Genomic DNA, 15675 nt, shown 5'->3' on the forward strand with positions numbered 1-15675 from the left:
TTGTCTTATCCCAAGCAATTATTAAATCTATTCATCAAAAAACAAAAAAGCCGAGGGAAACCCCGACTTTATGTAAAATTATTTAACGAAGTCAAGCAATGCCAAGAAGCTTTCAGCTTCAAGTGATGCACCACCAACAAGAGCTCCGTCAACGTCTGGACAAGCCATGTATTCAGCAACGTTTTCAGGCTTAACTGATCCACCGTATTGAACACGTACTTTGTCAGCAACTTCTTGACCAAAGTCAGCAGCTACAACGTCACGAACAACTTTACACATTTTTTGTGCGTCGTCTTGTGAAGCTGATTTACCAGTACCGATAGCCCAGATTGGTTCGTATGCGATTACTGTTGAAGCTACTTGTTCTGCAGTCAATCCAGCAAGAGCAGCTGAAACTTGAGCACCTACGAATTCTGCTGCTTTACCAGCTTCGTAAGTTTCAAGTGATTCACCACAACAGATGATTGGAAGCATACCGTTAGCAAAGATTGCTTTTGCTTTTTTGTTGATGTCTTCATCAGTTTCGTGGAAGTAGTCACGACGTTCTGAGTGACCGATAACAACGTAGTCAGTACCGATTTCTTTCAAAACTTGTGGGCTAGTTTCACCAGTGAAGGCACCAGCATTTTCAAAGTAAGTGTTTTGCGCAGCAACTTTAAGGTTTGAACCTTTAGCAGCGGCAAGTACAGCTGTCAAGTCAACTGCAGGAGCTGCGATACCAGCTTCAACAAGATCTGATGAAGGAAGTTTTGATGCTACAGCTTCAACGAATGCTTTTGCTTCTTCTGGATTTTTGTTCATTTTCCAGTTACCAGCGATAAATGGTTTACGTGACATTTAACATACCTCTTCTTTTATTTATTTACTCGTTTATTTTATCACAAATCCCTTACTATTACTAGGATTTTAGGAAAATTCCGAAAACTCGACTTGCTTTATGACTTTTTATCACTATCAAAACTTAGCTTAAGCACCTTAAACAGTTAAAAAGTATAGAATCACAAGTATTTTTAAACACCAAAAAGAGCCGAGTAAACTCGACTCTCTCAATTATTGTCTGACGAATAATTGTATTGGGAACTTAATATTAATTAAGCTTCGATTTCAGATACGATACCTGAACCAACAGTACGTCCACCTTCACGGATAGAGAATGTTGTACCTTGTTCAACGGCGATTGGGTGAATCAACTCAACGTCGATAGTCACGTTATCACCAGGCATAACCATTTCAGTACCTGCAGGAAGTTCGATTGAACCTGTTACGTCAGTTGTACGGAAGTAGAACTGTGGACGGTAGTTGTTGAAGAATGGAGTGTGACGTCCACCTTCTTCTTTAGAAAGGATGTAAACTTCACCTTTGAATTTAGTGTGTGGGTTGATTGAACCAGGTGCAGCCAATACTTGACCACGTTCGATTTCATCACGTTGGATACCACGAAGAAGGACACCGACGTTATCTCCGGCAATACCTTCGTCAAGTTGTTTACGGAACATTTCAACACCAGTTACAACTGCTTTTTGGATTTCTTCTTTAAGACCAACGATTTCAACTTCGTCATTGACACGAACAACACCACGGTCGATACGTCCTGAAGCAACAGTACCACGACCAGTGATTGAGAATACGTCTTCGACTGGAAGCAACAATGGTTTGTCAGTGTCACGTTCTGGTTCTGGAATGTATTCGTCAACAGTGTTCATCAAGTCCATGATGATGTCTTCGTATTTAGAATCACCTTCAAGAGCTTTAAGAGCTGAACCTTGGATAACTGGAATGTCATCACCTGGGAAATCGTATTCTGAAAGAAGGTCACGGATTTCCATTTCAACCAATTCAAGCAATTCTTCATCGTCAACCAAGTCAACTTTGTTCATGAAGACGATAAGGTGTTTAACACCAACCTGACGTGAAAGAAGGATGTGCTCACGAGTTTGTGGCATTGGTCCGTCAGTAGATGCTACTACAAGGATCGCACCGTCCATTTGAGCAGCACCAGTGATCATGTTTTTAACGTAGTCCGCGTGTCCAGGCGCGTCGATGTGAGCGTAGTGACGTTTTTCAGTTTCATACTCAACGTGTGCAGTGTTGATTGTGATACCGCGTTCACGTTCTTCTGGAGCAGCGTCGATTGAAGCGTAGTCTTTTGGTGTGTTAACTGCGCTAGGAAGACGACGAGCCAATACAGTTGTGATTGCAGCTGTCAAAGTAGTTTTACCGTGGTCAACGTGTCCGATTGTACCAATGTTAACGTGTGGTTTACTACGATCGTATTTTTCTTTTGCCATTTAGGAAAAGCCTCCAATAAAATATATTTTATAGATAGACAGTAGGCAATACAGTCTAACTTTACTCTACTATTCTATCAAAATGTCATAGAATTGCAAGTATTTTATATAGTTTTCAGTTTTTCTTTAGAGTAATTACAAATATTACTTTCAATAATTCTATTTCTACTGCTCCTATTAGTTTTCACTATCTTCATACTACTGCCTAACACCATCTAACGAAAAAAGAAGCCGTATTAACGACTTCTTCTTAAAGGTACGATTTTTTCATCTTGATTTTCCAATTCTTGAGTCTGAGATAACTCATCCTCAATCGCTTGAACAATATTATCACGCTTTTCATTAGCAGCGATGTTCAAGACAAAGGCTATCCCAACTGAAGTCACTAAAAGAGAGTTACCTCCTTGCGAAAGGAAGGGGAAGGTAACCCCTGTTGATGGAATTAGCCCTGAGATTCCTCCGATGTTAACGAAGACCTGCATTAGCATTAAGGCACCTACACCCAATGCCATCATAGAGTTAAAAGGATTTCGTGCCTTGACTCCCACAATCATAATACGAAGAATGAGGAAAAAGAGGAGGGCCAGAATCAAGCCAGCTCCGATAAGACCTAACTCTTCAATTGCAATTGAAAACACAAAGTCTGTTGTAGCTTCTGGGAGATAACCAGTTTTTTCAATCGAATTTCCAAGTCCAAGACCGAACCAGCCCCCATTACTCATAGCATAGTAGGAATGAGATAGCTGGAGACCAGATCCAGTCAAATCCTTGAACGGATTAAAATATGCTGCGAAACGCTTGGCAACATAACCGAAGATAGGTACCTTAGCCATGGTTTGAACCCCAACTAAGGCAATTAAACCAAGGAACGCTGATGAAATCCCTACAATGCCGGCAAATAAGGCCGTGAACCAACGGTAGCCAACACCAGAAATTGAAAACATAACTACCGTAGTCAATACAATGATAGCCGCATTACCCAAGTCAGGTTGGATAGCAACCAAACCAATCATTACAAGCAAATAAACACGCCAGTCATTAAGTTCCTTACCATTTCTAGGAATCCATCTATTCTTCGTCAAGGCTTGATAGTCATAACGTTCTATAGCAGACTGTTTTTTTGAAAAAGTGTGTGCCAAAAACCAGACAACAATGATCTTAAGGTACTCCGCTGGTTGGAAAGACAAGGGACCAAGCACAATCCAACCATTGGCACCATTGATTTCCCTGGTGAAAAATTTGGCAATGACCAAAAGTAAAATCTCAAAGGCAATAACAACACCCAAAAGCTTATCTTTCCTGAGAAAGTTCAACTTCAGTCGGTAGATGAAAAAAATAGAGAACAAGGATACCAACCAAAAGGCTCCTTGGTTTATAACAGATGCGAAGGGATTGGCTCCCAAGGCTACTAAACGAGCACTTGTTGTTGAATACACTACTATTAAACCAACTATGGATAAGATTAAATAAGGTATCAAGATGGTGTAATCTAAAAGATGCTTCTTTTCAATTTTCATATCTTTAAAAAACTCATACTTTCTATTACGTTACTCTACATTTTCTCTTAAAATATAAAGCTAACAGCTTATATTATAACACTTTGATACCTTAAACTAAAGTAAAAGCTAAATTAACCGTTTTCAGGACTGGAAATCTGATTTTTTATCTTACCTTCAGATAGGTTTTACAATGAGCTTTCTTTGATAACTTTGCTACTTCTCATGTTTTCTTTTACGACAAATAAAAAACGGGACCAAAGTCTCGTTTTTTGTTGTCTTATTTTGTACCGACACTGATACGATTAAGTGCTCGACGGAGAGCAACCTGAGCACGTTGAACTTCATCAATACGGTCAGATTTAGTTGCTTCTTCCAAGTCACGTTCGGCACGTTGCTTGGCACGTTCGGCACGAGAAACGTCAATGTCGCGTTCACGTTCTGCTGAATCGGCAACGATAGTAATAAAATCATCTTTAACTTCGATGATACCACCGTTTACGGCAATCCAATCGACGTGACTCTCGTCATCCACACGACGAACCTTGAGTTCATCCACTTCAAGTGGCGCAATCAAGTTAATATGGCCTGGCAAGATACCAATTTGACCATCTTTAGTAACCGCGTGGATAAAGCTGGCATGGTGGTCATATTTCAGACCATCCGGAGTTACCACTTGTACGGTCATTTGTGCCATATCTTCACCTCATTAGTAGCCCATAGCTTTAGCTTTAGCTACTACATCCTCAATTGGACCTACGCTACGGAAGGCATCTTCTGGAAGATTATCATATTTACCTTCAAGAATTTCTTTAAAGCTACGAACGGTTTCAGCAACTGGAACATAAGAACCTGGTTGACCTGTAAACTGTTCAGCAACGTTAAAGTTTTGTGACAAGAAGAATTGGATACGACGAGCACGTCCAACCAATGTTTTTTCTTCGTCTGACAATTCATCCATACCAAGGATAGCGATAATATCTTGCAATTCACGGTAACGTTGAAGCACACGTTGAACTTCAGTCGCAACAGCATAGTGTTCTTCACCAACAATTTCAGGTGAAAGGGCACGTGAGCTTGATGCCAATGGGTCAACGGCTGGGTAAATACCCATTTGTGTCAACTTACGTTCAAGGTTGGTTGTTGAATCCAAGTGAGCAAATGCTGTAGCTGGCGCTGGGTCAGTATAGTCATCGGCTGGAACGTAGATGGCTTGGATTGATGTAACAGAACCTTTTTTAGTTGATGTGATACGTTCTTGCAATTGACCCATTTCAGTAGCAAGTGTAGGTTGGTAACCAACGGCTGATGGCATACGACCAAGAAGGGCAGAAACCTCAGAACCTGCTTGAGTGAAACGGAAGATGTTATCGATGAAGAGAAGCACGTCTTGACCTTCGACATCACGGAAGTATTCCGCAATTGTCAAACCAGTAAGAGCAACACGCATACGTGCTCCAGGTGGTTCGTTCATTTGACCGAAGACCATGGCTGTTTTCTCAATAACGCCAGATTCTTTCATTTCCCAGTAAAGGTCATTACCTTCACGTGTACGTTCACCAACACCTGTAAACACGGAAATACCACCGTGCTCTTGGGCAATGTTGTGAATCAACTCTTGAATAAGAACGGTTTTACCAACACCGGCACCACCAAAGAGTCCGACTTTACCACCTTTAAGGTAAGGGGCAAGCAAGTCGATAACTTTAATCCCTGTTTCAAGGATTTCAGTAGATGTTGACAATTCATCGAAAGTTGGTGCTTTTTTGTGAATTGGTTCACGCTCTGCATCTTCTGCAAAAGGTGCTTCCAAGTCAATGGTATCACCAAGAACGTTAAAGACACGTCCAAGGGTATCTTTACCAACAGGAACGCTGATTGGACGACCAGTGTCCAGAACTTCTAGTCCACGAGTCAATCCATCAGTAGATTCCATGGCAATGGTACGAACCACACCTTCTCCAAGTTCAAGAGCTACTTCGAGCACGATACGTTTAGACTTTTGTTCGTCAGTATAAACGACCAATGCATTGTTAATCTCAGGGAGTTTATCACCAGCTGCAAACGCTACGTCTACAACAGGACCAACAACCTGAGCAATTTTGCCTGAGCTCATTGTTTTCTCCTTATGATAGTTTTTTGGATGACAATCATCCCTTTTTCATGTGTGTCTAATTAAGACAAATCTCTAGCTATTCAAGTGCACTTGCACCACCAACAATTTCAGTAATTTCCTGAGTGATGGCAGCTTGACGCGCACGGTTATATTGGATTGTCAAATCGTTAATCACATTCTTAGCATTATCAGTGGCTGTCTGCATTGCAGTCATACCCGCTGCGTGCTCAGCTGTTTTGGCATCTACGATAGCACCGTAGATAAGACTCTCCGCATATTGTGGTAAGAGTTGATCCAAAATAGTGTCACGATCTGGTTCCAATTCAAACTTGGTCAACACATGACCTTCTGATTCATTGGGATCCAAATCAGCGATAGGAAGCATTTGTTCCACACGAACTTCGCTAGACAAACTGTTAACATGGTGGTTATAGCACACATAGAGTTCATCAAAAAGTTCATTTTGATACATTCCTACAGCTTTAGAAATGATTTTTCCGACTTGATCAAAACTAGGTTGATCTTCAAGGCCACGAAGTTCAAAAGCAACATTCATGTTACGAGCCTTGAAGAAATCTGAACCTGTTCCACCAATAGAAATGATAGCATATTCATCTTCAGAATCATGGTCACGTTTAATCATGTCCAACACAGCTTTAAGAATTGTTGAGTTATAACCTCCAACGAGTCCTTTATCTGAAGTAATGACAATGTAACCTGTCTTACGAACTGGGCGTGCATCCAACATTGGATTTGACGAACCATTAATCAATTCTGAATGTAGAAGATCTGTTGTGATCTGTCTAATTTTTGAGGCATAGATTTGGAAATCTTTAGCAGCTTGCTCAGAACGTGTCAATTTTGAGGCAGAAACCATTTGCATGGCTCCTGTGATTTGACTCGTTTTCTTAGTTGAAGCAATTTTTGCTTGGATTTCTCTTAGAGAGCCTGCCATATGCTGTCCTCCCTATTTCTATTTGTATTCTGACTGATCTTTGAAAACTTGGATAGCTTCATTAAGTACAGATTCCTCAGGAAGATCCTTAGTTGTACGAATAGTTTCAAAGATATCCTCATGGTGACTATCAAAGTAGTCATAGAGTGCTTCTTCAAAATCCAAGATTTGATCAACCGGAACACTATCCAAGAAACCGTGTGTCAAAGCGTAAAGGATAACAACTTGTTTCTCAACTGGAAGTGGTTTATGAAGCGGTTGTTTCAAAACTTCAATTGTACGACGACCACGGTTCAATTTCGCTTGAGTCGCAGCATCCAAATCTGAACCAAATTGCGTAAAGGCTTCAAGTTCACGATATGAAGCCAAGTCAAGACGAAGTGTACCAGCAACCTTCTTCATCGCTTTAATTTGCGCTGATCCACCTACACGTGATACGGAAGAACCCGCATCAATGGCTGGACGAATACCTGAGTTAAACAAGTTTTCTTGCAAGAAGATTTGTCCATCTGTGATTGAGATAACGTTTGTTGCGATATAAGCTGAGATATCTCCGGCTTGCGTTTGGATGATTGGCAAGGCAGTAATTGAACCACCACCAAGATCATCTGAAACTTTAGCTGAACGTTCCAAAAGACGTGAGTGGAGATAGAAGACATCCCCTGGGTAGGCTTCACGACCTGGTGGACGACGGAGAAGCAATGAAAGTTCACGATAGGCCACGGCTTGTTTAGACAAATCATCATAAACAATCAAGACGTGTTTTCCGTTATACATGAACTCTTCAGCCATTGCAACACCAGCGTAAGGCGCGATGTAAAGCAATGGTGATGGTTGTGATGCTGAGGCAGTCACAACGATTGTGTAATCAAGAGCACCATGTTTACGGAGAGTTTCTACTTGTGTACGAACTGTTGATTCTTTTTGACCAATAGCCACATAGATACAGATCATATCTTGACCTTTTTGGTTCAAGATCGCATCAATGGCTACTGAAGTTTTACCAGTTTGGCGGTCTCCGATGACCAACTCACGTTGACCACGTCCAATTGGAACCAAGGCATCAATCGCCTTAAGACCAGTTTGCAATGGCTCAGAAACTGATTTACGTTGCATAACACCTGGAGCAGGTGTTTCAACTGGACGGAAACCTGTTGTTTCGATGTCACCAAGACCATCAACTGGTTGCCCAAGTGGGTTTACTACACGACCAATAAGGGCTTCACCAACTGGAACTTCCATGATTTTTCCAGTACGTTTAACAATATCGCCTTCACGAATTGCTACGAAATCCCCCAAGATAATGATACCGACATCATTAGATTCAAGGTTTTGGGCCATACCATAGGCACCATTTTCAAATTCGAGCAACTCACCACTCATGGCATTATCAAGACCACGAGCACGTGCGATACCGTCACCGATATAGGTAACGACACCAGTTTCAGTGACGTCAAAGTTTGGCTGGAAGTTTTCAATTTGCTTTTTAATTAAAGCGCTAATTTCTTGTGCGTTAATTGCCAAAAGTCACACCACTTTCTATTTCAAATTCGTTTTAAAGGTTTGCAATTGACTGCGAATTGACGTGTCAACAACCTTATTTTTTGCTTTGATGACGAATCCTCCGATGAGGTCCTCATCAATTTTTTCTACTAAACGACGTGTCTTAATCTCAAATTTTTGTGAAACAATCGCCAAAAGTCGGGCTTTTTGTTCCTCAGACAAGGGACTTGCTGATGTCACTGTAACATCGTAAGTATTGTCTTCTTGATCAAAGAGCTCAAGGACCAATTTCAACACATCATAGAGAATGTTGGCACGGTCATTGAGTAAGATTACCTCAAGAAAATTGTTCATATACACTGAACAAGACTCTTGAAACAAGCTCAAACTTTCTTTTTTAGCTTCACTTGTCACATTTTCCTGCGACAAGAAGGTTTTTAGATTTGTTTCAGCAAAAACTGTTAGGATTTGCCTTACTTCTTCTTGGATTGTTGACACGGCGTCTTGTTCAAAAGCGACTTCTACCAGACTTCTGGCATACTGCTCAACAAGAGCTTGTGTTTTCTTATCCATTAAGCATCTCCTAATTGATCAAGATAGCTATCAATCAAGTCAGATTGCGCTTTAGCATCAAGGTTTTGTTTCATAACTTTTTCCGCCAAGAGGACAGTCAAGTCTGCAACTTCACCTTTAACGCCAGCAAGTGCTTCCACACGGCTTTGGGCGATGTCTTGATTTGCTTTCTCTTTCAAGCGTTTAGCTTCATCATGTGCTTCTGCAATGATTTTTGATTCTTGAGTTTTACCAGTTTCCTTGGCCCCATCAATAATTTGAGCTGCCTCAGTGCGAGCACCTGCCAACTCATCTTGACGTTTTTGTACCAAGCGTTCTGCTTCTTGACGAGCATTTTCAGCACTATCAATATCTGTGGCAATTTTCTTTTCACGAGCAGCAAAGATTCCTGTAATTTGATCCCATGCGAATTTACGGATGAGGTAATACAAGAGAAAAACTGAGCCGAGTGTGATAATGATATTACCAAGTGTCGTACTATTAATCAGTAATGACATTTCATTTCTCCCTTTCTTAATTATTCTTCGTTGACTTTATCACCAATATAGTTTGAACTTAGGATAATAAAGACATAGGCTTGGATAAAGCCGATAAAGGCTGAAAAGGCAACCCAGACAAGGTTCAAAGCAAAGGATACAGGTGCTGCAAAAGCAGACCAGGTCACTAATTGAAGAATCAAGCCAGTAAGTACCTCACCAGAATAAATGTTACCAAACAAACGCAAGGCCAATGAAGCAAGGTTGGTTAATTGTTCCAAAATGTTCATTGGGAGCATAGCTGGGTATGGTGAAAGGTAGCCCTTTAGATAGCCTTTAAACCCTTTTTTACGGATCCCCTCAATATGACTAATGAGGGTAATAATCAAAGAAAGAGTGATAGTAACACCGAAGTTCGATGTTGGAGAAGTCCAAAAATTGTAATGCTCACTTTTTACAGATACAAGCAAACCTAAGTTGTTTGCTGTAAAAACAAAGGTGAAAATTACAAACAAGAGCAAACTATAATTCTTCGTGAATTTCCCAAGACTTTGAGAAATGGTACTGTTCACAAACTCATAGATGAACTCAAGCACATTTTGTTTTCCCTTTGGTTTAATGGTCATCTTACGACTTGACCAAAAAACCACTCCAAAAACGATAATTACTGTCAAGAGAGACATGGCAAGGACAGTCAAGTCAAAATCAATCCCAAATAATGAGACGGTTGGATTACTTGTAGTTTCCACTGCTCATCCCTCCTTCATCTTTTATTTGTCTATTAGACAATGTAGCTAAGGGCAAACAATACGAAGAAGGTACCTTCGATAAAGGCAACACCAGTAAACATCAATGTTTGAAGTTTGCTAAACATCTCAGGTTGGCGAGCTGCAGCTTTAGCGATATTGGCAACGAGGATACCCTCACCAACAGATACACCCATAACGGCCAAACCGAGGGCTAAGATAGTTAGATTCATAGTAGAATTCTCCTTTTTAATTATTTTTACCCTGCTATTTTAGTCCTATTTTCCACGAAAGTCAATGAATTGACGGTTTTTTAGACGTTTTCACTGACTTTGCCTAACGTTTTCATTTTACTTACACAGGCGTTTACTTTTAATGAAAAACTTTCTGCTTATTTCATAAAAACAAGCCTAACCTTGTGAGATTAGACTTGTTTGGGAGATTTATGAAAAAAGAAAGATACACTGTCTGACTTAAAACCAGAACATGTGAGCGCTACCGAACGACGTTCAGTAATACTTATTAGGATGACTATAGTATAGCTTTGGTTGCTTAAAGAAAACTGAAGGGGATTTTATATTTTCAACGAAAATCAAACGAGGATTGCGCTCTACATTCATACAAAGTATCTAAAGGGAATTTTTTCTACAATCTTCAAAAACTTTATGATAATCGTGACACTAAAAACCTAAAATATCTCAAAATCATAGCCTTATAAAGCCAACTAACTATTCTAGACACCTGAGAAACAAGCAATACTTTTATCCTCCTCAAATTGACATAAATTTATAGAATCTATCATCCGGTACTATGCTTACTGAAATATCTATTTCTTCCAATACGATTAAATAGTAATTTGAAAATAGAAATTAATAAAAAGATGAGTAAGTTAGTTTTTTAATAGTAATAAACTTCTTCCACTATACTTGAAAACTAAGGAGTACCAGAGTTCAATTGTTAATTATAATAAATTCAATTGTGAAAACCATAATCTATTCTCTAAGCCATTCAATCATTTCAATAATTTCTTTATCAAAATCTTCTTTTTGAGCGTTTTTTATTATATCATCAATCGAGCAGGACCTTTTAAACTCACTCTGGAACCAAGCTCTTATCATTGTTAAGGCTTTCTTTCCACCAATAATAGATAACTTTTCTTCTAAAGTATTCCATGATTTATCACGTATTTTTCTTGCTTCAGAATTAGCCTTAACAATGTCCCACTTACTATTTAATTCTTTTAGTTTTGTTGACAATGAATCTGCCACTTCATCTTTGAAGTTTTCATCAATTTTTTTATCCAAATATTGATAAAAAATTATTTCATTTTCCATCCCTGAGATGGCAAATAAAACTTTTGGAATAAGAAAGTAATTTTCAATTTCTTTCTTATTCCAGAATTTTAAATTTAAGTCAGCATCTTTTGCTTCAAATATCTTTTTATCTAACCAAGTTTGCGGGAAATAATCTCTATCTAAAATACATTTTACTTGTATACTACCTTTAGTTTCACCCGCAAATAGTTTTGATAACCCAAAAGCTTGTGGTAGATTACTTGCTCCTTTTAATTCCACGAATGGAAGTGTTAGTAGTGAATCGTTATTTTCTGGGTAACATTTTTCATAAATTTTATTTAAGATTTTTAAATCACTTGAATTCTCGACAAAAATGCATTTTTTAGAATTCGCAATCCTTAACAATGTAATGTTTTGCGAACTGCCTAAGTCCTCCAATGTATTTTGTACAGAAATGATGTCTGAAGAGAATTTCATGGTTTGTTTAGATTTATCAATCATTAGTACATTTTCGGGATTAACCTCTGATAAAATTTCTACTGAATGTGAAGCAATAATTACCTGCTTAAATCTATTCTTTACAATTTTTACTAAACTCCTCTGTAGGTCTGGATGCATATAAACATCAGGTTCATCTAGTATCACAGTCTCTGACTCTGCAGATTTGCAAATAAACCAAATAATCTGAAGCCACATTTGAAGACCACTCCCCATATAGCCTATCTCCGAAGTAAATCTATCTGCTTCTATCATTAATTGGATTGGAGGAGTGCTATCCCCTATAAATCCTCTCGACGGTGCAATCAATTCTTTTACTTTCAACCCTTGCCAAGTTTGCTCTGCTAACTGACAAAATTCTTCGTAAACTGTTATATCCTTTGTTTTCTCATCTAATATCTCATTTCTAAAATGCCTACTAGACAAATAAGTATCTCGACCATTAACAATTGTACTTCCAGCTAACTGTCTTTCTTCTTCTTTAATTAATCCAATTTGAGGTAATATCTCAACTCTTGAAAAGCTACTTACTAGAAATTTATTTGCGCTTTTTATATTTCTTCCCGATTTATCATAATAACAAGCATAAGCAACATCATCTGAAATATAAATTTCAATCTTATTTTTATCATTAAAATATCCTATTATTTTTGAAATAATATCTTCTTTGTAAAAATGAGACACTGTACGTAGATCAATTTTTAAAGAATCTAAATTAAGTTTCTTCGACTTCTTGTTTCTCTGCTGAAAAATAGGAGGTAAATCTTTATAATTATGTTTTTTACCACTTTTTATTGCTAATGCAATCAATCTCAACCCCTCTATCATAGTAGATTTACCAGCATTATTTTTCCCCACAGCAATTGTAATTTCTCTTAAAGGAATTGTTGCATCTTCAAAACATTTATAATTTATAAATTGAATTTTTTCTAACATTAAAACTCACTCCTAAAGATGGCTTAATTAACATCTGATTATATAAAATTTAACTAAAAAAACCATTTAGTATACATTGCAAGTCAAACTCACAAGCGATTAGACTAAATGGTCACTTTATATCATTAAAATATTACACCAATTTCTTCATTTCTTCAATACGTACGACTGTCGCATCGTATTTAGCTTGGTAATCTTCTTGTTTGTCGCGTTCTTTTTGGACGACTTCTGGTTTGGCATTGGCTACGAAGCGCTCGTTAGAGAGTTTCTTACCAACCATAGCCAGTTCTTTTTGCCATTTAGCCAATTCTTTTTCAAGACGGGCCAATTCTTCTTCGACATTAAGAAGGTCAGCGAGTGGCAAGTAGATTTCTGCGCCTGTGATGATGCTTGACATAACCAAGTCAGGTACTTCGACATCTGCTGCAATTTCCAAGTGTTCTGGGTTTGTGAAGCGTTTGATGTAGTTGACATTGTCATTGAAGAAGGCATCGAGCTTGCTATCACTAGTCTTGATCAAGATGGTGATTGGCTTGCTTGGTGCTACATTCACTTCAGCACGTGAGTTACGAACGGAGCGAATCACGTCTTTAAGAGCTTCTACACCAGCTGCTGCTGCTTCGTTTTCAAACTCTGGACGAACCACTGGGTATTCAGCAGTCACGATTGTTCCTTCAGAGATTTGGCCATAGATTTCTTCAGTCACGAATGGCATGATTGGGTGAAGGAGACGCAAGATTTGATCCAAGGTGTAAAGAAGAACCGAACGAGTGATGACTTTTTCGTCCTCATTGTCGCTGTAAAGCACTTCCTTAGTCAACTCAACATACCAGTCCGCAAACTCATCCCAGATGAAGTTGTAGAGGATGTGACCAGCCACACCGAATTCGAACTTGTCAAAGTTCTCAGTAACTTTTCCAATGGTTTCATTGAGGTTGTGGAGAATCCAACGGTCTGTGACATTACCTGCTTGACCAGCAGCCACTTTAGCTACATTTTCACGTGCTACATCCAAGGTCAAACCTTCATTGTTCATGAGAATGTAACGAGAGATGTTCCAGATCTTGTTAATGAAGTTCCAAGAAGCATCCATTTTTTCGTAAGAGAAACGCACGTCTTGACCTGGTGCAGAACCGTTTGAAAGGAACCAACGGAGAGCATCAGCACCATATTTCTCGATAACATCCATTGGGTCAATCCCGTTACCGAGTGACTTAGACATCTTACGTCCTTGCTCGTCACGAATCAAACCGTGGATCAAGACGTTCTTAAATGGTTGGCGTCCTGTGAATTCCAATGATTGGAAGATCATACGAGACACCCAGAAGAAGATGATGTCGTAACCTGTAACCAAGGTTGAAGTTGGGAAGTAACGTTTGAAGTCTTCTGCTTCCACATCAGGCCAGCCCATAGTTGAGAATGGCCAGAGGGCAGAACTGAACCAAGTGTCCAAGACGTCTTCATCCTGTTTCCATCCGTCGCCTTCTGGTGCTTCTTCACCGACGTACATTTCACCCTCAGCATTGTACCAAGCAGGGATTTGGTGACCCCACCAGAGCTGACGAGAAATCACCCAGTCGTGGACATTTTCCATCCATTGAAGGAAGGTGTCGTTGAAACGAGGTGGGTAGAAATCAACCTTGTCGTCTGTGTCTTGGTTAGCGATGGCATTCTTCGCCAATTGATCCATCTTAACGAACCATTGTGTAGACAATCGTGGTTCAACAGGCACACCTGTACGCTCTGAGTGACCAACTGAGTGAGTCATTTTCTCGATTTCAACAAGAGCACCGATTTCTTCCAATTTCTTAACAACGGCCTTACGTGCTTCAAAGCGGTCCATACCGTTGAATTCGCCAGCCAATTCATTCATGGTACCATCATCGTTCATAACGTTGACTTGCGGAAGATTATGACGTTGACCAACCAAGAAGTCGTTAGGGTCATGAGCAGGAGTGATTTTAACCACACCAGTACCAAATTCAGGGTCAGCGTGTTCATCGCCAACGATTGGGATTGGTTTATTTAAGATTGGCAAGATAACATTTTTACCAATCAAGTCTTTATAACGGTCATCATTTGGGTTAACTGCTACAGCAGTGTCTCCAAACATAGTTTCAGGACGAGTAGTCGCCACTTCAAGAGCACGTGAACCATCTTCCAACATGTAGTTCATGTGGTAGAAGGCACCTTCCACATCCTTGTGAATAACCTCGATATCAGAAAGGGCTGTACGAGCTTTTGGATCCCAGTTGATGATAAATTCACCACGGTAAATCCAGCCTTTTTTGTAAAGTTCTACAAAGACTTTACGAACGGCTTTTGAAAGACCTTCATCAAGGGTGAAGCGCTCACGAGAGTAATCCACCGAAATCCCCATCTTGCCCCATTGTTGCTTGATGGTTGAAGCATACTCATCTTTCCATTCCCAGACTTTATCAAGGAATTTTTCACGACCCAGGTCATAACGAGAAATGCCACTTTCAGCCAAACGGGCTTCGACCTTAGCTTGAGTAGCAATACCTGCATGGTCCATACCAGGAAGCCAAAGCGTATCAAAACCTTGCATGCGTTTTTGACGGATGATGATATCTTGAAGAGTCGTATCCCAAGCGTGACCAAGGTGAAGTTTACCAGTTACGTTTGGTGGTGGAATAACGATTGAGTAAGGCTTAGCCTTTTGATCTCCAGAAGGCTTGAAAACATCTTCGTCAAGCCATTTTTGGTAACGACCAGCCTCAACCTCGGCTGGATTGTATTTAGGTGAAAGTTCTTTAGACATGTGTGTGTCCT

13 protein-coding genes are annotated in these 15675 nt (G+C 39.6%); all 13 read right to left on the reverse strand.

Translation table 11 applies throughout. The features are described 5' to 3' along the window. Nucleotides 1–78: 78 nt before the first annotated feature. The 13 genes from tpiA to LG375_RS04630 all read right to left on the reverse strand — a co-directional run bounded on the left by tpiA (nt 79) and on the right by LG375_RS04630 (nt 15664). Entirely contained in the window at nt 79–837 is a 759-nt protein-coding gene (gene tpiA / locus LG375_RS04570; protein ID WP_002890214.1) for a triose-phosphate isomerase, read from the reverse strand. A gap of 254 nt (nt 838–1091) precedes the next feature. Further along, nucleotides 1092–2288 carry an elongation factor Tu gene (gene tuf, locus LG375_RS04575; protein WP_002890213.1) on the reverse strand — a complete coding sequence of 399 codons (1197 nt, stop codon included), beginning with the start codon at nt 2286–2288 and terminating at the stop codon, nt 1092–1094. Nucleotides 2289–2524: 236 nt separating this feature from the next. Continuing rightward, the gene (gene ftsW / locus LG375_RS04580) at nt 2525–3805 is read right to left on the reverse strand and encodes a cell division peptidoglycan polymerase FtsW (RefSeq protein WP_037599630.1); all 1281 of its coding nucleotides are present in this window, start codon (nt 3803–3805) and stop codon (nt 2525–2527) included. A gap of 259 nt (nt 3806–4064) precedes the next feature. Continuing rightward, entirely contained in the window at nt 4065–4481 is a 417-nt protein-coding gene (locus tag LG375_RS04585) for a F0F1 ATP synthase subunit epsilon (protein ID WP_002890211.1), read from the reverse strand. Between the two features lie 12 nt (nt 4482–4493). Next, a complete protein-coding gene (gene atpD / locus LG375_RS04590; RefSeq protein WP_002890209.1) occupies nt 4494–5900 on the reverse strand; it encodes a F0F1 ATP synthase subunit beta in 1407 nt (468 codons plus the stop codon). Nucleotides 5901–5976: 76 nt separating this feature from the next. Further along, nucleotides 5977–6855, reverse strand: coding sequence for a F0F1 ATP synthase subunit gamma (locus LG375_RS04595; protein ID WP_002890208.1), 879 nt, complete (start codon nt 6853–6855; stop codon nt 5977–5979). An 18-nt stretch (nt 6856–6873) separates the two neighbouring features. Then, a complete protein-coding gene (gene atpA, locus LG375_RS04600) occupies nt 6874–8379 on the reverse strand; it encodes a F0F1 ATP synthase subunit alpha (RefSeq protein ID WP_155198056.1) in 1506 nt (501 codons plus the stop codon). A 15-nt stretch (nt 8380–8394) separates the two neighbouring features. Next, nucleotides 8395–8931, reverse strand: coding sequence for a F0F1 ATP synthase subunit delta (locus LG375_RS04605; protein WP_002885901.1), 537 nt, complete (start codon nt 8929–8931; stop codon nt 8395–8397). Continuing rightward, the gene (gene atpF, locus LG375_RS04610; protein ID WP_225745389.1) at nt 8931–9428 is read right to left on the reverse strand and encodes a F0F1 ATP synthase subunit B; all 498 of its coding nucleotides are present in this window, start codon (nt 9426–9428) and stop codon (nt 8931–8933) included. The genes LG375_RS04605 and atpF overlap by 1 nt, the downstream gene beginning before the upstream one ends. Before the next feature lie 20 nt (nt 9429–9448). Further along, nucleotides 9449–10156, reverse strand: a complete 708-nt coding sequence (gene atpB, locus LG375_RS04615) for a F0F1 ATP synthase subunit A (protein ID WP_002885921.1) — start codon at nt 10154–10156, stop codon at nt 9449–9451. A 32-nt stretch (nt 10157–10188) separates the two neighbouring features. Next, nucleotides 10189–10386 carry a F0F1 ATP synthase subunit C gene (locus LG375_RS04620; RefSeq protein WP_002890193.1) on the reverse strand — a complete coding sequence of 66 codons (198 nt, stop codon included), beginning with the start codon at nt 10384–10386 and terminating at the stop codon, nt 10189–10191. Nucleotides 10387–11145: 759 nt separating this feature from the next. Continuing rightward, nucleotides 11146–12882 (reverse strand): ATP-dependent nuclease, encoded by a 1737-nt coding sequence (locus tag LG375_RS04625; RefSeq protein ID WP_080610307.1) that lies wholly within the window; start codon nt 12880–12882, stop codon nt 11146–11148. A 133-nt stretch (nt 12883–13015) separates the two neighbouring features. Further along, complete coding sequence (locus LG375_RS04630) at nt 13016–15664, reverse strand: valine--tRNA ligase (protein WP_225745390.1); 2649 nt, start codon at nt 15662–15664, stop codon at nt 13016–13018. Nucleotides 15665–15675: the final 11 nt, after the last annotated feature.

Origin of the sequence: Streptococcus sp. Marseille-Q3604 (genome assembly GCF_916619785.1) — a bacterium.
Taxonomy (GTDB): domain Bacteria; phylum Bacillota; class Bacilli; order Lactobacillales; family Streptococcaceae; genus Streptococcus.